We start from the raw sequence: 21,763 nt of genomic DNA on the forward strand, positions 1-21,763 counted from the left end.
CGCCCCCTACACCGGGCGCTTGCGCGCGCGGCCGGCGGCGAAGGAGCGCCCGCCCTGGCCGGACGTGACGGCGCGGACGCCGGGACCCTTGCCGGGCGAGCCGTAGTAGGCGTCATCGTGCCGGCCCGGGGTGTCCTTGGCCGCGCGCTTCTCGCGTCCGTCCACGTCGTCGTCCCCGTGGTCGTGGTGGTCGTGGGTGTGCCCGTGACCGTGGCCATGCGCGTGGTCGTGGGAGTGGCCGTGCCGGTGGTCGGGCACGGTGGCGTTGGGGTCGACCAGCCGGGGCAGCGCCTCGCCGGCGCGGGTCACGTCGCGCTCGTACTTCACGACGACGTTCAGGGTCGAGGCGAGCACCTCGCTCGACAGCTCGGAGACGCCGAGGACCGCGAGGGTGCGGGCCCAGTCGATCGTCTCGGAGATGCTCGGAGCCTTGCGCAGCTCGAGCTCGCGCAGCCCGCGGACCACGTCGACCAGCCGCGCGGCGAGCGCGTCGTCGAGGCCGGTGTCCTTGGAGCGCACGATCTCCAGCTCCCGCTCGGCGTCGGGGTAGTCGAGGAACAGGTGCAGGCAGCGCCGCTTGAGCGCCGCCGACAGGTCGCGGGTGTTGTTGGAGGTGAGCACGACGTACGGCAGGTGGCGTGCCTTCACCGTGCCCACCTCGGGGATGGAGATCTGGAACTCCGAGAGCAGCTCGAGCAGCACCGCCTCGAGCGCCTCGTCGGCGCGGTCGACCTCGTCGATCAGGAGCACGACCGGCTCCTCGGAGTCGATCGCCTCGAGCAGCGGCCGCGGGGCGAGGAAGCGCTCGGAGAAGAACACGCTGTCCTGCTTGGCGATCCGCTCGACCGCGTCCTCCAGGTCGACGGCGTCCTCGACGAGCTGGCCGATCTTCTCGCGCAGGATCTGCGTGTAGAGCAGCTGCTTGCCGTAGTCCCACTCGTACAGCGCCTTGGACTCGTCCTGGCCCTCGTAGCACTGGAGCCGGAGCAGCCGGCGGCCGGTGACCTCGGCCAGGCTCTGCGCGAGCTGGGTCTTGCCGACCCCGGCCGGGCCCTCCAGCAGCACCGGCTTGCCGAGCCGGGTCTGGAGGAAGACGGTCGTGGCCAGGCGTTCGTCGGTGAGGTACCCGTGGTCGCGGAAGCGTTGTTCCGTCTCCGCGACGTCGGTGAAGTCCTCGGCACCGACCGGTTGCTCCTGTGTCACGTCGTCTCCCTCCAGTCCCTGTGTTCTGTCGGTGGTCTCGACCGGCTCGACCACCCGGGCTCGACCACCCCGCGGCTCAGCCGAGCAGGTCGTCCAGGTCGCCGGTCATGCAGTGCTCGACGACCGGGCGGACCGTCTCGAACGTGCACTCCTTGGCGTTGCCCGGCGTGCAGGCGTCGCCCAGCACGTGGTTGGTGATCCGGTCCACGTCGGTGTCGTCGCCGACGATCTCCTTGGCCTGCGCGTAGAACTCGGTCGGGCCCTGGCCCAGGCGGTTCTTGGAGTAGCTGTCCTGCGTGACGTCCACGAACCGCTCGGTGATGCCGACGTCGCGCAGCAGCCGGATGGCCGCCTCGAGCGCGGCCTCGGCCGCCCGGACGTCGGTCATGCCGTGGGTGTCGATGCCCATGGCGCGGGCGATGTCGGCGAACCGCTTGTACTGCGTGGGCATGTTGAACGCCCACACGCGCGGCAGCGCGATCGCGTTGTTCAGGCCGTGGTGGGTGTCGTAGAAGGCGCTCACCGCGTGCGAGATGGAGTGGATGATCCCGAGCCCGCCGGAGTTGAACGCCTGGGCGGCGATGTACTGGGCGTACATCATGCCCTCGCGGCCGGCGAGGTCCTGGCCGTTCCACACCGCCTGGCGCAGGCTCTCCGCGGTCAGCTTGATGGCGTGCAGCGCGTTGCCGAGCGACGGCTGGAAGTTGATCCGCGAGACGTACGGCTCGCTCGCGTGCGCGAGCACGTCGAACCCGCACTGGGCGGTGTAGTCGACCGGGCAGTCGAAGTAGAGCACCGGGTCGTCGATCGCCAGGCTGGTCACCGAGGCGTCGTCGAACGCGACGTACTTGTGCGGGTTCTCCGGGTCGGTCGTGGTGTCGGTGATGACGTAGGCCCACGACGTCTCCGAGCCGGTACCGGCGGTCGTGGAGACCGCGATGTGCGGCGGGTTCCTCGGGTTCTCGGACATGTTGAAGCCCTCGAACTCGTTCACGTTGCGGCCGTCGTGCGCGACGGAGACGCGGGCGCCCTTGCAGGCGTCGTGCGAGGAGCCACCGCCGATGGAGACGAACGAGTCGCACTCGTTCTCCTGGTAGAGGGCTACGGCGTCCATGACGTTGTAGTCCTTGGGGTTGGACTCGACCTTGTCGTACACGACGACCTCGAGGCCGTGGTACTTCATCGACTCGACGATCTTGTGCACGATGTCGGTGCCGCGCAGGCCGGACGTCATCACGAGCGTCTTGCGGAACCCGAGCTTGAGCGCCTCGGGTCCGATCATCTCGTGGGCACCCGGGCCCATCAGGGCACGGGGGAACGGGTGGAACTCCTTGATGGGGAACGGCTTGAGCAGCTCGTCGACCTGCATCCCTGGCCTCCTTGGGAAGTGACTGGACGCCTCGGACGCTAGGAGCCGGACAGCGCTGCCGACAGGTGAGGATCCGGAAACGGACCGGCGGGCGGAGGGCGCTCCTGCTCGGTCCGTCAGGGGACCCCGTCCGACCGGTCAGGTCGTCGCCTCCGGACAGGCCGCGGACCTGTCCGAGCGACCAGGGAGCTCCGCCGTGACAGCCGGTGCGACCCGGCACGGTCGCGGACGAGGGTGGTTCCCGAACGCAGCACCGCAACCCTCGCAAGGAGGCCCCCGATGACGCACGACTCCCACCCCGAGCCGAGCACCCAGACCGACACCAGCCCCGAGGACGTGACGGTCGAGTCCCTCGTGGAAGAGGTCTCGATCGACGGCATGTGCGGCGTCTACTGAGCCGGCCGTGACCACGACCGGCACGACCGCCCGTCTCCTCGACCTCGGGGAGGCCTGGACGCTGAGCGGCTCGGTGGAGCTCAGACCCGAACCGTTCGGCGCCCTGGCCTACGACTTCCACACCCGCCGGCTGAGCTTCCTCAAGAGCCGCCGGCTCGTCGACGTCGTACGCGCCCTGGGCAGCCGCGACGACGTGGCCGGTGCCCTCGACGACTGCGGCGTCGCCGCCCCGGAGCGGCCGGCGTACCTCGCCGCCCTCGGTGCCCTCGCCGACGGCGGGCTGATCCAGCGACGCGCCGACCACAGCCAGGAGGACCGCACGCCATGACCCTCATCCAGGAACGCCCCGCCCGCCCGGAGGGTGGCCGGCTCGTCGACCAGTTCGAGTACGGCCTGGACGCGCCGATCTGCCTGACCTGGGAGCTGACCTACGCCTGCAACCTCGCGTGCGTGCACTGCCTGAGCTCGTCCGGCCGGCGCGACCCCGACGAGCTGAGCACCGAGGAGTGCAAGGCGCTCATCGACGAGTTCGAGCGGATGCAGGTGTTCTACGTGAACATCGGCGGCGGCGAGCCGACGGTGCGCCCCGACTTCTGGGAGCTCCTCGACTACGCCGTCGAGCACCACGTCGGCGTCAAGTTCTCGACCAACGGCTTCCGGATCACCCCCGAGCGGGCCGCGCGGCTGGCCGCCACCGACTACGTCGACGTGCAGGTCTCGCTCGACGGCGCGACCGCCGACGTCAACGACCCGATCCGCGGGGCCGGCACGTACGATGCCGCGCTGCGCGCGATGGCCAACCTCCAGGCCGCCGGCATGAAGGACTTCAAGCTCTCCGTCGTCTGCACCCGGCACAACATCGGCCAGCTCGACGAGTTCAAGGCGATCGCCGACCGGTACGGCGCGCAGCTGCGGCTGACCAGGCTCCGCCCCTCCGGCCGCGGCGCCGACGTCTGGGACGAGCTGCACCCGTTGCCCGAGCAGCAGCGCGAGCTGTACGACTGGCTCGTCGCCAACGGCGACCAGGTGCTCACCGGCGACTCGTTCTTCCACCTCTCGGCGTACGGCGAGGCGCTGCCCGGCCTCAACCTGTGCGGCGCCGGCCGCGTGGTGTGCCTCGTCGACCCGGTCGGCGATGTCTACGCGTGCCCGTTCGCGATCCACGACCGGTTCAAGGCCGGCAACGTGCGCGACGGCAGCGGCTTCCGCGGGGTGTGGCAGGAGGCGCCACTGTTCCAGGAGCTGCGGTCGCCGCAGACCGGGGGCGCGTGCACGCAGTGCTCGGCGTTCGACGCCTGCCGCGGCGGGTGCATGGCCGCGAAGTTCTTCACCGGCCTGCCGCTCGACGGCCCGGACCCCGAGTGCGTCAAGGGCAACGCGGCGACGGCTCTGGCCGGCGCGCGCACCGTGCCCGGCACCTCGCAGGACCACAGCCACAAGGGTCCGGTGCGCAACCAGCCCGTTCCGCTGACGCTGATGCCGACCCGCACCAAGCCCGCGAGCGCGTGCGACGAGAGCCCGCTCGCGCCGTCTCCCGGCTGGACGACGTGAGCCACCCGCGGCCGCCCGCCCCGGCTCAGCTCGCGCTGGGCCAGCGCCGCTGGCCCTCGCTCGCCGAGCAGCCGCCCCTGCTGCTGGTGCCGGTCGGGTCGCTCGAGCAGCACGGCCCGCACCTGCCGCTCGCGACCGACTCGATGGTCGCCGGCGCGGTCACCCGGACCGCCGCCGAGCAGCTGCACGCCCGCGGCCGCCGGGTGCTCGTCGCGCCCGTCCTGCTGTACGGCGCCAGCGGGGAGCACGAGGACTTCCCCGGCACCGTCTCGATCGGCCACGAGGCGCTGCGGCTGCTCGTCGTCGAGCTCGCCAGGTCGGCGTGCCGGTGGGCGGAAGGTGTCATCTTCGTCAACGGCCACGGCGGCAACGTGCCGACCCTGGCCGACGCCGTACGGCAGCTGCGGTGTGAGGGCCGGTCGGTCGCCTGGACCGGGTGCGTGCCCACGGGCTCCGACGCGCACGCCGGCCGCACCGAGACCAGCCTGCTGCTGCATCTCGCGCCCTGGGCGGTGCGCGGTGACCTCGCGGAGCCGGGTTGCACCGACCCGGTGCGCGACCTGTTGCCGCGGCTGCGCGAGGAGGGGGTGCGGCGGGTCTCGGCCAACGGCGTGCTCGGCGACCCGTCCGGTGCGAGCGCGGCCGAGGGGCGGCGGCTGTTCGAGCAGATGGTGGGCACGCTGGTCGGCGAGCTCACCGACGTCGACGTCGACCACGACGGCCGGCTGACCTGGGCGCGCCCGGCGGCCGTGCGGGCATGACCGACCGGCCGCTGCCGCCCGGCTTCCGGGTCCGGCTCGCGTCGCGCACCCGGCTCGCGCCCGGCGGGCTGCTCGTCGGCGGGCACGGCGGCGGCGTGGTGCGGCTGCGGGGGTGCGCCCCCGCGGTGGTCGCGCCCCGGGCGGGCTGGACCGCGGACGGTTCGGTGGGGTCCACGCTCGGCCGCGCGCTGCTCGACGCCGGGTTCGCCGACCCCGCTTTTTCCGGCCCCGCCGGCGCCGACGCCGCGGTGACGGGCACGACCGTCGTGGTGCCCGTCCGCGACGACGCCGGGAGGCTCGCCGCCCTGCTCGCCGCGCTGCCGGCGGGCGTGCCGGTCGTCGTCGTGGACGACGGCTCGCGGCAGCCCGACGCCGTGGCGGCCGTCGCCGCCGAGCACGGGGCCCGGCTCCTCGTCCACGAGCGCAACCGCGGCCCGGCGGCCGCGCGCAACACCGGGCTCCGGCACGTCGCCACCCCGCTCGTCGCGTTCTGCGACGCCGACGTCGTGCCCGACCCCGGCTGGCTGGCGATCCTGCGCCGGCACCTCGACGACCCGGCCGTCGGGCTCGTCGGCCCGCGGGTGCTCGGGCAGCGGCCCCGGCCGGCCGACACCTGGATCGACCGCTACGAGCAGGCCCGGTCCTCGCTCGACCTTGGGCGGGTCGGCGGCCCGGTGCGACCGCAGTGGCCGGTCGCCTACCTGCCCAGCGCCTGCCTCCTGGCCCGGGTCGCCGCACTCGGCGACGGGTTCGACGAGCGGATGCACGTGGCCGAGGACGTCGACCTCGTGTGGCGGCTCGACGGCGAGGGCTGGCGGGTCCGCTACGAACCGGCCGCCACCGTCCGGCACGACCACCGCACCCGGCCCGCGGCGTGGCTGGGCCGCAAGGCGTTCTACGGCTCGGGTGCCGCCGACCTCGCCGCGCGGCACGGCTCGCGGGTCGCCCCCGCCGTGCTGACGCCGTGGACCGTGGCGCTGACCGTCGCGCTGCTCGCGCAGCGGCGCTGGTCCCTGCCCCTCGCGGCCGCCGCGCTCGGCGCCGCCACCGCCGGCCTCCACCGGCGCCTGGGGGACGCGCCCGTCGCCACCGCGGCCGGCCTCGCGCTCCAGGGCGGGTACGCCGCCGTCCGGCAGGTCGCGCCCGCCCTCACACGGCACTACTGGCCGGTCGCGCTGCCGCTCGCCCTGGTGTCGCGCCGCGCCCGCCGTGCCTGGCTGGTCGCGGCTGTGGTCGACGGCCTCCTCGACCATGCCAAGGTGCGGCCGGACCTCGACCCGGTCCGCTACACCGTCGCGCGCCGGCTGGACGACCTCGCCTACGGCGCGGGCCTGTGGCGTGGCGCCTGGCGGGCGCGGTCGGCGCGGGCGCTGCTGCCCGACCTGCGGCTGCGCCGGCGCGTCAACGCTTGAGGCCGCCCAGCGGCGCGACCGCGATCCCGCTGTGCTCGCACACCCAGGTCGGGTCGGGCCCGCCGAGCTCGGGGTGGATGTACATCGCGTGCGGGTCGAGCTGGTCGCAGGCCCGGCACAGCGGCCACCGGCCGTGGCTCTCCAGCAGGGCGTCCTGCACGTCCTGCGCGATCAGGCCGGCGACGTACAGCCGGCCCTCCGCCCACTGCGACGTCCACCACCTCCGGGTCGTCACCGACTCCTCCAGGGCGGACACCGTGTCCGGGCTGGCGGCGCCGGTGACCTCCAGGTCGTGCAGCACGAGAGCGCGGGCCGTGAGGAGCGCGTCGGGCCGGTCGGAGGCACTCATCCTTCTATTGTGAACGCATGTCCATGAGCGCACCTCTGCTCGAGGTCGCGGTGCTGCACCCGCGCGACGTCCCGGGTGCCGACGAGGGTGGCGCCGACCGGCTGTTCTGCCTCGACCGCCGTACGCCGGAGGGCACCTCGCCCGAGCCCGGCCTCGTGTCGAGCATCTGCAAGGAGACCGAGCTGCCGGTCCGCGTGCTGCTGCGGCTCAACGACTCGCGCACCACCACCGGTGGCGAGCTCACCCGGCTGGTGGGCCTCGCCGAGTCGTACCTCAACGTCGGCGCCGAGGGCGTCGCGTTCGGCTTCCTCGACGAGGACACCCTCGTCGACGTCGAGGTCTGCGGCTACCTCGCCGACCAGCTCGCCGGGGTGCCCTGGACCTTCAGTCGGGTGATCGACGACAGCCTCGAGACCGACCGGGCCTGGCGGCAGGCCGTGACCCTGCCCGGCCTCGACGCCGTGCACTCCGCCGGGTCGCCGCGCGGCCTGTCCGTGGGCTTCGACGACCTCGTCGACCGTGCCGGAGCCGACCCCGGCTTGGCCGCCCTGGTCATGGCCGGCGGCGGGCTGCAGCCCGAGCACGTGCCCTGGTTCGTGCGCGCCGGCGTGCGGCAGTTCCACGTCGCCTCGTCGGTGCGGCCCGGCGGCTCCTGGGACAAGGCGTACGTCGACCCCGGCCACGTGCGCGCCTGGCGGATGCTGCTCGACGACGCGGCCACCGCGGCCGACCGGCGCACCGGCACGGCATGACCCTCCTCATCGACCCACCGAACGCGCCCGGCCACGAGCGGCTGTGGTCGCACCTGGTCAGCGACGCGTCGTTCGAGGAGCTGCACGTGTTCGCGCGCTCGCTCGGCATCCCCGAGCGCGGCTTCGACCGCGACCACTACGACATCCCCGCCGAGCGCTACGACTCGGTGGTCGCGGCGGGCGCGGTCCCGGTGTCGAGCCGCGAGCTGATCAGCCGGCTGCGCGCGGCCGGCCTGCGCCGCCGCAAGTCCGAGGTGCTCGGCACCGGGCGGCCGGGCCGCGCGCTGGTCCGCCCCGAACGGCTCCGCGCCGGTGACCGGGTCGCTGTCGTCGCCACCTCCGGCCGCGTCCCCGCCGCCCGGCTCGACGCCGGTCTCGCGATCCTGCGCGGCTGGGGGCTGGAGGTCGAGGTCGGCAAGCATGTCCTCGACGCCGAGACCGACCTGCCCTACCTCGCCGCCCCCGACGCGGCCCGCGCCGCCGACCTGATGGCGGCCTGGCTCGACGACGGCGTCGCCGGCGTGGTCTGCGCCCGCGGGGGGTACGGCGCGCAGCGGGTCGTCGACCTGCTCGACTGGGACGCGCTGGCCAAGGCGGGGCCGAAGGTGCTGGTCGGCTTCTCCGACGTCACCGCGCTGCACCAGGCCTTCGCGGCACGGCTCGGGATCGCCACCGTGCACGCCCCCGTGGTCACCCAGCTCGCCGACTGCGACGACGACGCGCAGGACCACACGCGCCGCACGCTGCTCGACCCCGGCGCTGCGGTCGACCTCGCCGGCGGGCTCGACGTGCTCGTGCCCGGCGAGGCGGAGGGGCCGCTCGTCGGCGGCAACCTCGCCGTCCTGGCCGCGGGTGTCGGTGCGCCGGCCGCGATGCCGGCCTACGGGTCGCTCGCGTTCCTCGAGGACGTCGGCGAGGACCCCTATCGCCTCGACCGGCTGCTCACCCAGCTCCGCCGCTCGGGCTGGTTCGCCGGGGTGCGCGGCGTCGTGCTCGGCCACTTCACCGACTGCGGCCCCGCCGCCGAGGTCCGGGCCGTCGTCACCGACCGGCTCGGAGACCTGGACGTGCCGGTGGTCGCCGGTGCGCCGTTCGGGCACGAGGCCGCCAACCGGGCGCTCCCGCTCGGCGTGCCGGGCGTGCTCGACGCGCCCGCCGCCGGTGCTGCGACGCTCACGCTCGCCGTACCGGCGCTGCGCTGAGGACAGCGCCAAGTCACGTCAGCCGGCTGAGCTCCGCGGCCAGGTTGGCGCGCGCGGCGTCCTCCCACAGGTCCCGGCCCGTCGCGGTGTGGAACAAGAGCTCGCCCGCGGCCAGGTCGCGCAGCACGGCGGCCCGGCCGGCGCGGAAGATCGCGTCGTCGAGGTGGCCGTACTCGTGCCGCACCCCGCGCACGTACTCCGCGTAGCGCTCCGGCGGCGCCGCCAGGATCGCCAGGTCGGCGTCGCAGAGGACGGCGCCCCGCGCGTCGTCCGGCGCCGGCCGGTGGGTCGCGGTCAGCCGGACCAGCCGGGCGACCTCGCCCACGAGCTCGGGCGCGCAGCCGGCCGCGGGCAGCTCCTCCTCGGCGAGCACGGCCGAGCGCTCCTCCAGGTCGCCCTCCCCGTCGTAGACGGCGTCGTGGAACCACGCCGCGAGCAGCACCGCGTGCAGGTGCGGCGGTGGCCACTGCATGGCCTCGATCTCCGGCCTCGGCAGCTCGCCGCGCAGCAGGTCGAGGTTGCCGACCACCTCCGCGAGGTGCTGCCGGTCGTGGTACCCCCGGGACGGGTCGCCGTACGCCGAGAGCAGGCGATCGCGCAGGTCGGTCGCACCACCGAGCGGCCAGGACTCCAGGAGCTCCACGCCCCCGACGCTAGCCGAACGCGGCGGAGAGCAGGCCGAAGTAGCGGTCAACGTCGACCTCCAGCGCGACGTGCGCGTTCGGCGGCCGGCCGTCGACGCGCTCGAGGTCGATCACGGTGCGGCCGTACGTGAGCGCGCCGGCCGTCTCGACCGCCACGTGCGCGTGCCGCAACGTGACGACCTCGGGGTCGAGGAGGTACGCCACCGTGAGCGGGTCGTGCAGCGGCGCCGGCCCGCCGTACTGGACCAGCCGCTCCTCGACGAGCGTGGCGGTCGCGGTGCCCGCGGGCGTGCCGAGCGCGCGCCAGCGGGCGGTGTCGTCGGCCGTCGCGCGGGCCTGGTCGGTGGCGTCGAGGGTGACCATGACGAGCCGCTCGAACCCGGCCTGCAGCACCCGCTGCGCCGCGGGAGCGTCCCACCAGACGTTGCGCTCGGCGCTCGGCGTGACGTTGGAGCGGGCGTGCCCGCCGCCCATCAGCACCACCTCGGCCACGGCGCCCACGACCGTGGGGGCGGCGGCGACGGCGAGCGCGACGTTGGTGAGCGGTCCGGTGGCCACGAGGGTGACCGGCCGCGTGGTCGCGCGCAGGGTCTCCACCAGCCACTCGACCGCGTCGCCCGCAGGCGCCCGCGAGCTGGGAGGGAGTGGGAGGTGGGGCGGCAGACGTCGGGCGCGGGCCGCCGCGTCGGGCGCCTGGCCCAGTGGCCGGTCCGCGCCGCGCAGCACCGGTACGTCGTGCCGCCCGACGTGGTCGAGGACGCGCAGGGCGTTGTCGGTGGTGTGCTCGACGGTGACGTTGCCCCAGACGCTCGTCACGCCCAGCAGGTCGAGGCCCGGGTGCAGCGCGGCCAGCATGATCGCCACCGCGTCGTCGGTGCCGGTGTCGCAGTCGAGCACCACCGCTCGTCGGGTCATGGGCTGCGCGTCAGGGCCCGACCTGCAGGTCCACGCCGCCCGTCACGCCGGCGGCCGGCTCGAGGACGATCAGGTTCGGGGACGGCACCGTGTAGGGGGACCAGATGGCCGTGGACGGGTGGTCCTGGTCGACGACGGTGTTGAGGTAGTCGCCGCAGCCGAGCGGGCCTCGCGGCTCCGGCGAGCACCGGGGGGAGAACGTCCAGCGCAGGGAGGCCTGCCACGCTCCGCTCATCGTCGAGCCCGACGAGGCGAACGTCCGGGCGGAGTTCCCGGAGACCTGGTCGGTCGTGGCGGCGACCCAGCGGCCCGGTTCGGTCACGGTGAAGCGGGCCACGGTGTTGATCGGGACGTGGGCCTGCATGACCGCCTCGCGCAGCCGCACGGTCATGTCGGGCGAGGTGCGGGCGTCGTCGACCCCGGGAGCGGTGTAGAGCGTGTAGGTCCCGTCGGACGGGAGCCGCCAGCCGCGCTGGTAGTTCCAGTCGGCGACGCGCTCCCCGTCGGGACCGACCAGCTCGCCGCCCCCGCCCTGGGTCGTCGTGGGCAGGTGCTGCTCGGTGTAGTAGAAGGTGCCGCCCTTGCCGGTGAAGGTGAGGGCGCGCTCCCGGCCGGGCACGCCGGCGTCGCCCACCGTGACGGGCGGGCCCTCCGGTGTGACGGTCGCCGCCACCGGCGTCGACGCGCTGGCGTCCAGCCGTGCGGCCTCGGGCACGAGCAGGAAGCGGCCCGCCGTCAGAGACTCGGTGTCGCTGTTGTCGCTGCTGTTGTGGAAGCGCCGGCCCGCCTCGAAGTAGGTCAGGCTCGACCCCAGGTAGCGCAGGACCGCGCCGTCGGGCCGCACGATGCGCGACCACGGGTAGCCGGCCTCCCATCCCCGCACCATGACCCGTCCCGTAGCCGGGAGGCGGAGCACGCCCCAGTCGGCGACACCGGCACGGCGGCGCAGGGTGACGACGTCACCGTCGACGGCGAGCGGCACCAGGCGGACCCGGTCGATCTCGACCCTGCTGGTCGACCATCCCCAGCAGGGTGAGACCTTCAGCGTGTAGGTGCCTCGGCGGGGGAGCCGCCACAACCCGTTGACCGAGCGGGCCACCACGCCCGTCGGGCCGGTCAGTCGCTCACCGGTGCACGTCGACGGCCCACCGCCCCGGGTGGTGAGGGCGACGCGGTGGCCAGGCTTCCCGTCGAAGAGGTACTTCATCACCCGGCCGCTGGGCTTGGGGTGGAAGGGTCCGTCGGCGTAATCGATCCGCTTGACCTTGGGCGCGAGCTGCGGCGCGTTGAGCGGGGCGCTGGGTGCCGACCCGTCGAGCACGCGGACCCGCACCCGGAGTCGGTTGTACGGCGCCTCGCGGCGGAAGTGGAAGCTGTGGCCGGTCACCCTCTTGCGCGTCAGCGGGACCCACTCGGTGCCCTGACGCGCCTGCAGCACGACCTCCGTCGGTGTGTCGTCGGCGCGCGTGCCCCGCACGGTGAAGGTCTTGCCGAGCACGGGGGCACTGGGCCACACCACGCGGATCTTCGTGCGCTGCGGGCGCTCGCGATCCGGCGTCTCGTCAGCGGAGACCGCTGCTGTCGCCGGTGCGGTGAGGAGCAGGGTGAGCGCGGTGAGCGCGACGCCGAGCCGTCGGACCATGGTGGAACCCCCGTGTCGTGAAGTTGGGTCTACGTACCTTAGACGCGCCGAGCGGCCTCAGTGTTGCGCCAGCTCGGCCGGAATCTCCTCGGCGTGGACCACGACGAGGCTGGTCACGGCGCGGGTGAGGCACACGTAGAGCCGCCGCAGGCCGGTGGTCCGGTCGGCCTCGCCGGCCACGACCGCGGCGGGCTCCAGCAGCACCACGTGGTCGAACTCGAGGCCCTTGGCGAGCGAGGCCGGCACCAGGTCCAGCGGTACGTCGAACTCCACGACGCCCTCGTCGAGGTCGGCCGGCTCCTCGCCCAGCGTCGCGTGCGGGATCCCGGCGGAGCCGAGCAGCGACTCGACGTGCCCGACCAGCGCGTCCGGCACGATCAGGCCGACCGAGCCCACCCGGCCGCGCGCGGCCGCGACGGCCTCCGCGAGCAGGTCGTCGCGGTGCCGCGGACTGTCCGCGGCGCGCAGGTCGAGCTCGCCGCGCGCGCGTCGCACGGACCGCGGCGGCTCGAGCCCGGGCGCGACGACGGGCAGCAGCCGGGCGGCGTACTCGATGACCTCGCCGGGCACCCGGAAGCCGAGCGTGAGCTGCTCGAGGTGCGCGGTCGGCTTGCCGAGGTGGCCGAGCGCGTCGTCCCAGGAGCGGCTGGCCCACGGGGTGGTGGCCTGCGCAAGGTCGCCGAGCACGGTGGCGGAGCCGGTCGAGCAGCGCCGGCCGACCGCGCGCAGCATCATCGCCGACAGGTCCTGCGCCTCGTCGGCGACGACGTGGCCCATCGAGTGGGTGCGCTCGACGAGGTCGGCCACCTCGTCGATGAGCACGGCGTCGGCGAGCGACCAGCGCGCCGAGCCGGGGCCCTTGGGCGGCTTCGGCCAGAGCAGCAGCCGCTGCTCGTCGTCGGTGAGGATCCCCTCGGCGGCCGCGGCGAGCACCTCGGAGTCGCCGAGCACGGCGAGCACCAGACGGGCCGGGTCGACGGCCGGCCACACCTGGTCGACGTACCGCTTCACCTCGCGGCCGCGCGCCACGGCGTCCTGCACCCGGTCGTCGGGGGAGTCGCCGGCGAGCTCCATCTTGACGAGGATCCCGTGCGCGAGCCGCTGCGGCAGCATCGCGCGGGCCGCGCCGTAGCGGACGCCGCGGGCGCGCAGGGCGGCGACGGTCTCCTCGATCTCGTACGTCGCCAGCCGCCACCGCCGCGCGCCGCGCGGGACCAGCAGCCCCTCGTCGGGCACCCGCACCCGCGACCACAGCGCGCGGCGCAGCACCTCGGCCATCCGGCCGTCGCCCTTGAGCGTGGCGACCTCGGGCGCGTCCTCGCCGCGGACGACGTACTTCGCGTTGAGCCGGCCCAGCGTCTTGCCGACCAGCTCCTCGATCGTCGTCTGCTGCGCGTCGATCTCGCCGAGCGCCGGCAGCACGTCGCCGATGTAGCGCAGGAACGACGCGTTCGGCCCGACCACCAGCACGCCCTGGCGGGAGAGCTGGTCGCGGTGGGTGTAGAGCAGGTACGCCGCCCGGTGCAGCCCGACCGCGGTCTTGCCGGTGCCGGGCGCGCCCTGGACGCAGACCGAGTCCTCGAGGGAGGCGCGCACGATGACGTCCTGCTCGGGCTGGATCGTGGCGACGATGTCGCGCATCGGACCGACGCGGGGCCGCTCGATCTCGGCCTCGAGGATCGCGCTGTGCTCGGCCGCGTCGTCGGCGGTGGGCACCGGGTCGAGGAGGCCCTCGTCCTCGTACGCCGTCATCGCCCCGTGCTGGAAGCCGAACCGGCGGCGCAGCCGCACGCCCATCGGCTCGGTGCGCGAGGCGCGGTAGAAGGGCAGGCTGATCGGGGCGCGCCAGTCGACGACCATCGGGTCGCCGACCTCGTCGCTGACGTGGCGGCGGCCCACGTAGAAGTGCTCCCCGGCGGAGTGCTCGGGCGCGCCCGGGTCGTGGTCGTCGTAGTCGAGGCGGCCGAAGAACAGCGGCACGGTCGGGTCGTCGGCCAGCGCCTTCATCCGCAGGAAGATCGCGGACTCGAGGAACTTCTGGCTGACCCAGTCGCCGGCGGCGGAGGAGTCGAGACCGGCGGTGCGCTCGCGCATCCGGGCCAGGGCGGCGCGCGAGTCGGCGAGGTGCCGCTGCTCGGCGGTCAGGTCGTCGGCGCCGGGGCGGGTCGAGGTGTCGGACGGGGGGTCGGGGACGGGGGTCGGGGGCGTGGGAGTAGGCACGCGAGGACCTCGCAAAGGGTGTCGGGAGCCCCGCGACGCTACCAGCGCGGTCCAGGCCGGGCACCTGGTTTTCGTCACCCGACGCGGAGTGGATCGTTGGGCTCCGGGGAAGGCTCCTCCCGTTCACGCCGCGACCGGGGGAGCCCACCGGCAGGCTCGGAGCGGATGGAAGGATGAGCAACCGTGCGGGACGCCTTCGACCTCGACCCTGGCCGGGTGCACCTCAACCACGGCTCGTTCGGCGCCGTCCCCCGGGCCGTGACCCAGGCGCAGGCCGCGTTCCGGGCCCGCGCGGAGGCCAACCCGATGCGGTTCTTCCGCGTCGAGGGACCCGGTCTGCGGGAGGAGGCGCGGCACGTCGCCGCCCGGTTCCTGCAGGTCGGTCCCGACGAGGTGGCGCTGGTCCGCAACGTCACCCAGTCCGCCTCGGTCGTGCTGTCGAACCTCGCCGCGCAGGACCGCCTCGGTCCCGGCGACGTGGTGGTCGTCGGCGAGCAGGGCTACGAGTCGGTGCGGCGCAGCGTCGTGCACTGGTGCGAGCGCACCGGGGCGTCGTACGCCGTGGTGCCGCACCCGGTCGGCCTCGACGACGAGGGGCTGGTCGACGCGTTCGACCGGATGTTCGCCGACGTGACCGGCGAGGGGCACCGGGTCGCGCTGGTCATCGTCGACCAGGTCACCTCACCGACCGGGAGCGTGCTGCCCGTCGAGCGCGTGTGCGCCCTGGCCCGGGAGATCGGGGCGCTGTCGTTCGTCGACGGCGCGCACGCCCCCGGCCACCTGCGCTTCGACGTCGGCTCCCTCGGCGCCGACTTCTGGACCGGCACGTGGCACAAGTGGGGGTTCGCCCCGCGCGGCACGAGCGCGCTCTGGGTGGCCGCCGAGGAGCGCGAGCACACCCTGCCGCTCACCACGAGCTGGAACCACGGACAGCCGTTCCCCTACCCGTTCGACACCCACGGCACCGACGACTACAGCAGCTGGTTCGCGCTCGACGCGGCGCTCGACTTCTGGGAGCAGGCCGGCGGGTTCGGCATCGCCAAGCGCGCCATCGACCTGCTGGACGGCGCGGCGGACCTTCTCGGCTCCGCGCTGCCCGCGGTCGACCCGGCGGTCGCCGTACCCCTCTCACCCTCGCCGTGCCTGCGGCTGGTGCCGCTCCCCACCGGGGTCGCCGCGACTCTCGAGGACGCCGACGAGCTCTACCTCGCGCTGAGCGACCGCGACCTCGAGGTGCAGGTCATCCCGTACGGCGGGCAGGGCTGGGTGCGACTGTCGGGCGCGGTCTACAACGAGCCGGAGGACTACGAGCGGCTGGCCGAGGTGCTGCCGGGCCTGCTGCCCGGGGTCAACGCCTAGAGCTCCTCGCGCACGCGCCTGGCGAGGTCGGCGGCCGCCTCCATCTCACCTCGACGTGCCCCCGGGTAGTCGTCGACGTGCTGCCACGAGACGTCGTCCGGCGTCTCGGGCCAGCGCGGGACGAGGTGCACGTGCAGGTGATCCACGGCGTGCCCGAGGCTCATCGTGTAGACCCGCGTGGCGCCGAGCGCCTTCAGCGCCCGGCTGAGGCGGGCCACCCACGCCCCGACCTCGGCCGCCTCGTCGTCGGTGAGCGCGGCCCAGTCGGCGGCGTGACGGTGCGGGCACACCAGCAGGTGGCCCAGGAAGACGTCGTCGTCCGGCTCGGGCCAGGGCGGCCGGTGGAACGCGCCGACCGTGTCGGTGTCCACGAGCAGCCCGTCGGGCACCGCGACCTCACCGTCGATCTCCTGGCACACCAGGCAGCCGCTGCGTTCCACCCGCTCATCCTCGCCAGCACCGGGTGCGCGTGCAACGGCGCGCAAGCGGATGCGCGTCCATGCTGGTCGAGCGAGGACTTCCCGTACCGATGGGGCACCGTGACCTATCGCAAGGAGAACGGCGAGCCCCGGTCGGCGCTAGGCGGACGCCACGTCGTCGGCGTCGACGATCCGGTAGGCGTATCCCTGCTCGGCGAGAAACCGCTGCCGGTGCTGGGCGAAGTCGGCGTCGACGGTGTCGCGCGACACGATCGCGTAGAACCGCGCCGACCGGCCGTCGGTCTTGGGCCGCAGCAGGCGGCCGAGCCGCTGCGCCTCCTCCTGCCGTGAGCCGAACGAGCCGGACACCTGGATGGCGACGGAGGCGGACGGCAGGTCGACGGAGAAGTTCGCGACCTTCGAGACGACCAGCAGGTCGACCTCGCCGTGGCGGAACGCGTTGAACAGCCGCTCCCGCTCCTTGACCGGGGTCTCGCCCTTGATGACCGGCGCGTCGAGGCGCTCGGCGATCTCGTCGAGCTGGTCGAGGTACTGCCCGATCACCAGCGTCGGCTCGCCCCGGTGCTTGGCGACGAGCTCCTCGACGAGCCGGGTCTTGGCGCCGGTGCAGGACGCGAGGCGGTACCGCTCATCGGGCTCGGCCGTCGCGTAGACGAGCCGCTCGCCCTCGGGGAGGGTCACCCGGACCTCGACGCAGTCGGCCGGCGCGATCCAGCCCTGCGACTCGATGTCCTTCCACGGGGCGTCGTACCGCTTGGGCCCGATCAGCGAGAACACGTCGCCCTCGCGACCGTCCTCGCGCACGAGCGTCGCGGTGAGGCCGATGCGCCTGCGGGCCTGCAGGTCGGCGGTCATCCGGAAGATCGGCGCGGGCAGCAGGTGCACCTCGTCGTAGACGACGAGCCCCCAGTCCTTCGCGTCGAACAGCTCGAGGTGGGAGTAGACGCCCTTCCGGCGCGTGGTCATCACCTGGTACGTCGCGATGGTGACCGGGCGGATCTCCTTGCGGGTGCCGGAGTACTCGCCGATCTCGTCCTCGGTCAGCGAGGTGCGCCGGACCAGCTCCTCCTTCCACTGCCGCGCGGAGACCGTGTTGGTGACCAGGATCAGCGTGGTGGCCTTGGCCTGCGCCATCGCGGCCGCGCCGACGATGGTCTTCCCGGCCCCGCAGGGCAGCACGACGACGCCGGAGCCGCCGTGCCAGAACGAGTCGGCCGCGTCGCGCTGGTAGTCGCGCAGGTGCCAGCCGCTCTCGTCGAGCTCGATCGCGTGCGCCTCGCCGTCGACGTACCCGGCGAAGTCCTCGGCCGGCCAGCCGAGCTTGAGCAGCGCCTGCTTGAGGTTGCCGCGCTCCGACGGGTGCACCAGCACGGTCTGCTCGTCGAGGCGGGTGCCGAGCATGCCCTGCACCTTCTTGGCCCGCAGCACCTCCTCGAGCACCGGCCGGTCGGTGCTGGTCAGCACCAGCCCGTGGGTGGGGTGCTTGTCGAGCCGCAGCCGGCCGTAGCGGGCCATCGTCTCGGCGATGTCGACCAGCAGGGCGTGGGGTACGGCGTACCGGCTGTACGACAGCAGCGTGTCCACCACCTGCTCGGCGTCGTGCCCGGCCGCGCGGGCGTTCCAGAGGCCCAGCGGCGTGAGCCGGTAGGTGTGCACGTGCTCCGGGGAGCGCTCGAGCTCTGCGAACGGGGCGATCGCCTTGCGGCAGTCCTGAGCGCGCTCGTGGTCGATCTCGAGGAGCAGGGTCTTGTCGGACTGGACGATGAGGGGTCCGTCGTTCACGAGGCCGCTCCGGCCTTCTCGCCGGCCTTCTCGCCGGCGGCGGCGCGCTGGCGGGCGCGGTAGGCGGCGACGTTCGCGCGGGAGGAGCAGCGGTCGCTGCAGTAGCGCCGCGACTGGTTGGGCGAGGTGTCGACGAAGACGTGGTCGCAGCCGGACGCGTCGCACACGCCGAGCCGGGTCGCGCCGAGGTCGCACACGAGCGTGGAGAGCCCCATCAGGGACTCGGCGACGAGCAGCTCGGCGACCGAGGACTGGCGGTCGGCGACGTGCATGTGCCAGGAGCCGCCGCCGTGGCCGGACAGGCCGTGCCCTGCGATGTAGGGCGTGACCGGGTGCTTGGCGAGCAGGGTGTTGAGCTGGTCGACGACGCGCTGCTCGTCGCCGTCGTTGGACGCCTCGAAGACCGGGCGCAGCTCGCGCTGGAACCGGCGCAGCGCGGTCGCGTCACGCTCGACGACCTGGTCGTGGAGCCAGGCGCGCTGGTCGAGGAACCTCACCAGCGCGGGGGCGTCCTCGAGGTCGGCGTTGACGAGCGCGGCGGAGCGCTCGGCGTAACGAACAAAATCCATGGGTGCAGGTTACCGCCGGCGGCCAAGGCCGCCGCAGGGTAAGGCCCACGGTCCAGACCGCGCGGGTCCGGACCGTGGGCCGGGGGAGGGGTGGGCGGCCCCTGGGACAGCGCCGCCCACGACCCGTCTACTGGTAGGTGCAGGTGATCGTCTGGCCGCGTGTCGGGGTCGGCACGATCGGGCAGACCAGCTGCAGCGCACCCGACGAGGGAGCCGGGCTGGAGGGTGCCGTGCTCGACGGGGCCGGGCTCGACGGTGCGGGCGACGACGGGGCCGGGCTCGACGGTGCGGGCGACGACGGGGCCGGGCTGGAGGGCGCCGGGCTCGACGGGGCCGGCTGGGTCGGGGCCGGCTCGGACGGCGCGGGGGCGCCGCTCACCAGCGAGTTGAACCAGTCCTCGATGTTGTCGTAGCCGTTGCCGTTGGCGTCCCCGACAGCGTCCGCGGCCCGCGGGTTCGTCCCGTGGGACGACTCGTAGCCGTCGGGCATGCCGTCGCTGTCGGAGTCGGCCTGGGCCGCGCCGACGGCGAGGGTCGGGTACGCGCCCGCGGAGTTCGCGAACGCCCCACCGCCGGTCTTGACCTCCTGGACCAGGCGCTGGTCGACCGCGTCGCGCACCAGCGAGGCGCCCGCGTTGGCGAGCACGTCGGTGTACGCCTGGGCCGCCGACGTGGTCGTCACCGGTGCCGCGGCGAACGGCGTGGTGACTCGGCCGACCGACTGGCCGATCCGGGCGTCGGCGTCACCGGCCGAGGTCCACCGCTTGTTGCCGTCGCCGTACCACTGGTGGGTGGCGCCGGTGTCGCCGTTGTACGTCGCGAACTCGGCGCGCGACGGGTTGCTGTTCGGGCCGGGCTTGTAGTAGTTGCCGACCCAGTTGACCTGGGGCTTGCCCTTGCTCGACGAGATCAGCGTGACGCCGGAGCCCGAGCCGTCGCCGTAGTTGTAGATCACGTTGTTGCGGATGTCGGCCACCGAGACGCCGCTGACCTGCGGGTTGCGGTCGACGTTGGAGACGAACAGGTTGTGATGGATCGACACGTTGTGCGCGTCGACACCGCCCGAGAGCATGCCCTTGGAGTGCTCACCGTCGGGGTGGCCGGCGTTGCTGAGGCCCTCGGCGATGATCGAGTTGCTGACCGTGATGTCCGTGGAGCCGTCGTAGGTGTTCACGTTCTCGTCCACCGCCCAGCTGAACGAGGAGTGGTCCACCACGACGTTCTTGACGCCGGTCTTGTAGATCGTGATCGCGTCGTGGCTGTCGTCGGCCGCGCCACCGTCACCGGGCCGGAAGCGCAGGTAGCGCACCACCACGTCGTGCGTCGCGATCTGCAAGGTGCCCTGGTCGGTGCCCGAGGAGGGGTCCATCCGCAGCGTGATGCCGCCACCGGGAGCCGTCTGCCCGGCGATCGTGAGGAAGGGCTGCGTCACGTTGATCCGGCTCTTGAGCGAGATCGTTCCACCGGTCTTGAAGATGACGTAGCGCGGACCCGACGCCTCGGCGCAGGACCGGAGGGTGCCCGGGCCCGAGTCGGCGAGCGAGGTCACGGCGCACACGGTGCCGCCACGTCCGCCCGGCGTCGTGGTGCCGAAGCCCTCCGCGCCGGGGAACGCCTTGGCGGGTGCGGCCACCGGAGCCAGCATCACTTGGGGGGCCACCGCTGTCGCCGTGACGGCGGTGGCCGCCGCGGCGAGGACAGGGAGTGAGTACTTGTTGAGAAGCATTCGAGGGAGGTAACCCGATGTTTCGTCGTATACCCAATCGTGGAGAAGACTTAGTACCTCTGGCCTAGCCCGGTCGTCTCACGCCGCGGGAGACGCGGCGAAGGTGCTCACGAACGGCATCGCCCAGCCGAAGGCGGCGGCCGAGGCCGCGTCCAGGTCCGTCTCGGCGGGCGTCGGCGTCCGGCGGGAGACGGCACCCTGGTACGACGCCACCTCGGCCACCAGCGCGCCGACGGCGCCCTCGTGGCGGAACGCCGCAGCGGTCACCGCGTCCGGCAGGTCGAGGCTCACGGCGACCTCGTCGAGCGGCACGCCGAGGAGCAGGTCGAGCGCCGAGAGCAGGCCGGTCGTGAACGCGAACTCCGGGTCGCCGAGGCCGCGGGACCCGGCCAGCAGCTCGCAGGTGCGGGCCCGCACGAGCGCCGTCGCGAGCCCGTCGGTGCCCGCCGAGGGGCGGCCGGACAGCAGGGTCAGCGCCACCCACTGCCGGATCTTGACCGTGCCGAGCAGCACGAGGGCCTCGCGGACGGTCTGCACCTCGCGGCGCAGGCCACGGTCGGCGCCGACCGACGCGAGCTGGAGCACCTGGACCACCAGGCCGGGCTCGCGGCGCAGCACCCGCTCGAGCTCGTCGAAGTCGACGTCCTCGGTGAGCATCGTGGCCGCGAGCTGCACGTGACCTGCGGCCGACGGCGGCAGCGCCGACGCGCGCACCACCTGGGGCCGCTCGATGGCGTAGCCCTGGAAGTAGTCGAAGCCGGCGTCCATCGCCCACTGCAGCTCGTCGTCGGTCTCGAGCTTCTCGGCGAGCAGGCGGACGCCGTACGGCGTGCACCGGCGGGCGAGCTCCTCGAGCTCCGCGCGGGACCCGGCGCGGACGTCGAGCTTGACGATGCTGGCGAGCTCCAGCAGCCGCTCGACGCCGTCGACCCAGACGAAGTCGTCGAGCGCGAGCCGGTAGCCCTGCGCGACCAGGTCGGCGCAGCCCCGGATCACCTCGTCGTCGATGGCGACCGTCTCGAGCACCTCGATGACGGTCCGGTGCGAGGGGAGCGTGACCGGCGTGTCGCCCGTGAGCGCGCTGCGCTCGGCGTTGCAGAAGATCACCTTGTCGCCGACGAGCTGGCCGACGCCGATCGTCAGAGCGCTGAGCACCACGTCGGCGGTCATCTGGTCACCCGACGGCCGGGGGGCGTCCGGCTGGAGGGAGCGGTAGAGCAGCTCGTAGCCGACGACGCGTCGGTCCCGGTCCACGACGGCCTGGCGGCCGACCGCGACGGCAGGCGCAGCCGTCGTCGTGGCCTCCCCCGTTGTCTCCACGCGCACACCTCCTCCCGTCCGCATTGTGCCCGTCGGGGTCGCGCGCCGGGCCGGAAGGGTCACGGTTCGGCCGATCGGCGGCCCGGGGGACCCGAACAGGGGATGTTTCCCTCAAGTCGGACAGCGATCTGTCCGATCACACTCCTGCAGG

The 21,763-nt window shown here is 73.8% G+C and carries 20 protein-coding genes; 8 read left to right on the forward strand and 12 right to left on the reverse strand.

Annotated features, from left to right (window positions below):
* Positions 1-6 precede the first annotated feature (6 nt).
* Positions 7-1,203, reverse strand: coding sequence for an AAA family ATPase (locus ETU37_RS06570; protein ID WP_206053764.1), 1,197 nt, complete (start codon positions 1,201-1,203; stop codon positions 7-9).
* A gap of 76 nt (positions 1,204-1,279) precedes the next feature.
* A complete protein-coding gene (gene mdo / locus ETU37_RS06575) occupies positions 1,280-2,572 on the reverse strand; it encodes an NDMA-dependent methanol dehydrogenase (protein WP_129986447.1) in 1,293 nt (430 codons plus the stop codon).
* 279 nt (positions 2,573-2,851) lie between these two features.
* Here mdo and mftA point away from each other — a divergent pair, with 279 nt between their 5' ends.
* Genes mftA through mftF form a run of 5 tightly spaced genes read left to right on the forward strand, consistent with a single transcriptional unit; the run spans position 2,852 to position 6,692 of the window.
* Positions 2,852-2,968 carry a mycofactocin precursor MftA gene (mftA, locus tag ETU37_RS06580; protein ID WP_129986448.1) on the forward strand — a complete coding sequence of 39 codons (117 nt, stop codon included), beginning with the start codon at positions 2,852-2,854 and terminating at the stop codon, positions 2,966-2,968.
* 7 nt (positions 2,969-2,975) lie between these two features.
* Positions 2,976-3,296 carry a mycofactocin biosynthesis chaperone MftB gene (gene mftB, locus ETU37_RS06585; RefSeq protein ID WP_129986449.1) on the forward strand — a complete coding sequence of 107 codons (321 nt, stop codon included), beginning with the start codon at positions 2,976-2,978 and terminating at the stop codon, positions 3,294-3,296.
* Entirely contained in the window at positions 3,293-4,519 is a 1,227-nt protein-coding gene (gene mftC / locus ETU37_RS06590; RefSeq protein ID WP_129986450.1) for a mycofactocin radical SAM maturase, read from the forward strand. Before mftB ends, mftC begins: the two co-directional genes overlap by 4 nt.
* A complete protein-coding gene (mftE, locus tag ETU37_RS06595) occupies positions 4,516-5,280 on the forward strand; it encodes a mycofactocin biosynthesis peptidyl-dipeptidase MftE (RefSeq protein WP_240755578.1) in 765 nt (254 codons plus the stop codon). The genes mftC and mftE overlap by 4 nt, the downstream gene beginning before the upstream one ends.
* The gene (gene mftF, locus ETU37_RS06600; protein WP_129986451.1) at positions 5,277-6,692 is read left to right on the forward strand and encodes a mycofactocin biosynthesis glycosyltransferase MftF; all 1,416 of its coding nucleotides are present in this window, start codon (positions 5,277-5,279) and stop codon (positions 6,690-6,692) included. Before mftE ends, mftF begins: the two co-directional genes overlap by 4 nt.
* On the opposite strand, the gene ETU37_RS06605 is transcribed toward mftF, so the two are convergent.
* The gene (locus tag ETU37_RS06605) at positions 6,682-7,041 is read right to left on the reverse strand and encodes a hypothetical protein (protein WP_129986452.1); all 360 of its coding nucleotides are present in this window, start codon (positions 7,039-7,041) and stop codon (positions 6,682-6,684) included. The genes mftF and ETU37_RS06605 overlap by 11 nt on opposite strands.
* Positions 7,042-7,064: 23 nt before the next feature.
* Here ETU37_RS06605 and ETU37_RS06610 point away from each other — a divergent pair, with 23 nt between their 5' ends.
* Both ETU37_RS06610 and ETU37_RS06615 read left to right on the forward strand, forming a co-directional pair.
* Positions 7,065-7,793, forward strand: a complete 729-nt coding sequence (locus tag ETU37_RS06610; protein WP_129986453.1) for a copper homeostasis protein CutC — start codon at positions 7,065-7,067, stop codon at positions 7,791-7,793.
* Positions 7,790-8,995, forward strand: coding sequence for a DUF4031 domain-containing protein (locus ETU37_RS06615; RefSeq protein WP_129986454.1), 1,206 nt, complete (start codon positions 7,790-7,792; stop codon positions 8,993-8,995). Before ETU37_RS06610 ends, ETU37_RS06615 begins: the two co-directional genes overlap by 4 nt.
* A gap of 13 nt (positions 8,996-9,008) precedes the next feature.
* Here ETU37_RS06615 and ETU37_RS06620 read toward each other — a convergent pair whose 3' ends face one another.
* Genes ETU37_RS06620 through ETU37_RS06635 form a run of 4 tightly spaced genes read right to left on the reverse strand, consistent with a single transcriptional unit; the run spans position 9,009 to position 14,416 of the window.
* Entirely contained in the window at positions 9,009-9,638 is a 630-nt protein-coding gene (locus ETU37_RS06620; RefSeq protein WP_129986455.1) for an HD domain-containing protein, read from the reverse strand.
* Positions 9,639-9,648: 10 nt separating this feature from the next.
* A complete protein-coding gene (locus ETU37_RS06625) occupies positions 9,649-10,554 on the reverse strand; it encodes a nucleoside hydrolase (protein WP_129986456.1) in 906 nt (301 codons plus the stop codon).
* A 10-nt stretch (positions 10,555-10,564) separates the two neighbouring features.
* Positions 10,565-12,196 carry a hypothetical protein gene (locus ETU37_RS06630; RefSeq protein ID WP_129986457.1) on the reverse strand — a complete coding sequence of 544 codons (1,632 nt, stop codon included), beginning with the start codon at positions 12,194-12,196 and terminating at the stop codon, positions 10,565-10,567.
* Positions 12,197-12,253: 57 nt separating this feature from the next.
* On the reverse strand, positions 12,254-14,416 hold the full coding sequence (locus ETU37_RS06635) for a HelD family protein (RefSeq protein WP_338068606.1): 2,163 nt from the start codon (positions 14,414-14,416) through the stop codon (positions 12,254-12,256).
* 183 nt (positions 14,417-14,599) lie between these two features.
* Here ETU37_RS06635 and ETU37_RS06640 point away from each other — a divergent pair, with 183 nt between their 5' ends.
* Positions 14,600-15,775 (forward strand): aminotransferase class V-fold PLP-dependent enzyme, encoded by a 1,176-nt coding sequence (locus ETU37_RS06640; protein WP_129986458.1) that lies wholly within the window; start codon positions 14,600-14,602, stop codon positions 15,773-15,775.
* On the opposite strand, the gene ETU37_RS06645 is transcribed toward ETU37_RS06640, so the two are convergent.
* The 5 genes from ETU37_RS06645 to ETU37_RS06665 form a co-directional block, all read right to left on the reverse strand.
* Entirely contained in the window at positions 15,772-16,215 is a 444-nt protein-coding gene (locus ETU37_RS06645) for an HIT family protein (RefSeq protein ID WP_165372429.1), read from the reverse strand. The two genes, ETU37_RS06640 and ETU37_RS06645, sit on opposite strands and share 4 nt — an antisense overlap.
* A gap of 138 nt (positions 16,216-16,353) precedes the next feature.
* A complete protein-coding gene (locus ETU37_RS06650; protein WP_129986460.1) occupies positions 16,354-17,997 on the reverse strand; it encodes a DNA repair helicase XPB in 1,644 nt (547 codons plus the stop codon).
* Positions 17,994-18,566, reverse strand: a complete 573-nt coding sequence (locus tag ETU37_RS23595) for a CGNR zinc finger domain-containing protein (protein WP_129986461.1) — start codon at positions 18,564-18,566, stop codon at positions 17,994-17,996. The genes ETU37_RS06650 and ETU37_RS23595 overlap by 4 nt, the downstream gene beginning before the upstream one ends.
* A 127-nt stretch (positions 18,567-18,693) precedes the next feature.
* Positions 18,694-20,199 carry a pectate lyase family protein gene (locus ETU37_RS23435; protein ID WP_206053765.1) on the reverse strand — a complete coding sequence of 502 codons (1,506 nt, stop codon included), beginning with the start codon at positions 20,197-20,199 and terminating at the stop codon, positions 18,694-18,696.
* Positions 20,200-20,370: 171 nt separating this feature from the next.
* Complete coding sequence (locus ETU37_RS06665) at positions 20,371-21,612, reverse strand: EAL and HDOD domain-containing protein (protein ID WP_165372430.1); 1,242 nt, start codon at positions 21,610-21,612, stop codon at positions 20,371-20,373.
* Positions 21,613-21,763: the final 151 nt, after the last annotated feature.

The organism is Nocardioides iriomotensis (genome assembly GCF_004168035.1).
Classification (GTDB): domain Bacteria; phylum Actinomycetota; class Actinomycetes; order Propionibacteriales; family Nocardioidaceae; genus Nocardioides_B; species Nocardioides_B iriomotensis.

Coding starts and splice junctions, on each gene's coding strand:
- mdo (WP_129986447.1), bottom strand. CDS start 2,572: ATGCAGGTCGACGAGCTGCTCAAGCCGTTCCCCATCAAGGAGTTCCAC.
- mftA (WP_129986448.1), top strand. CDS start 2,852: ATGACGCACGACTCCCACCCCGAGCCGAGCACCCAGACCGACACCAGC.
- mftC (WP_129986450.1), top strand. CDS start 3,293: ATGACCCTCATCCAGGAACGCCCCGCCCGCCCGGAGGGTGGCCGGCTC.
- mftF (WP_129986451.1), top strand. CDS start 5,277: ATGACCGACCGGCCGCTGCCGCCCGGCTTCCGGGTCCGGCTCGCGTCG.
- ETU37_RS06605 (WP_129986452.1), bottom strand. CDS start 7,041: ATGAGTGCCTCCGACCGGCCCGACGCGCTCCTCACGGCCCGCGCTCTC.
- ETU37_RS06610 (WP_129986453.1), top strand. CDS start 7,065: ATGAGCGCACCTCTGCTCGAGGTCGCGGTGCTGCACCCGCGCGACGTC.
- ETU37_RS06615 (WP_129986454.1), top strand. CDS start 7,790: ATGACCCTCCTCATCGACCCACCGAACGCGCCCGGCCACGAGCGGCTG.
- ETU37_RS06625 (WP_129986456.1), bottom strand. CDS start 10,554: ATGACCCGACGAGCGGTGGTGCTCGACTGCGACACCGGCACCGACGAC.
- ETU37_RS06630 (WP_129986457.1), bottom strand. CDS start 12,196: ATGGTCCGACGGCTCGGCGTCGCGCTCACCGCGCTCACCCTGCTCCTC.
- ETU37_RS23595 (WP_129986461.1), bottom strand. CDS start 18,566: ATGGATTTTGTTCGTTACGCCGAGCGCTCCGCCGCGCTCGTCAACGCC.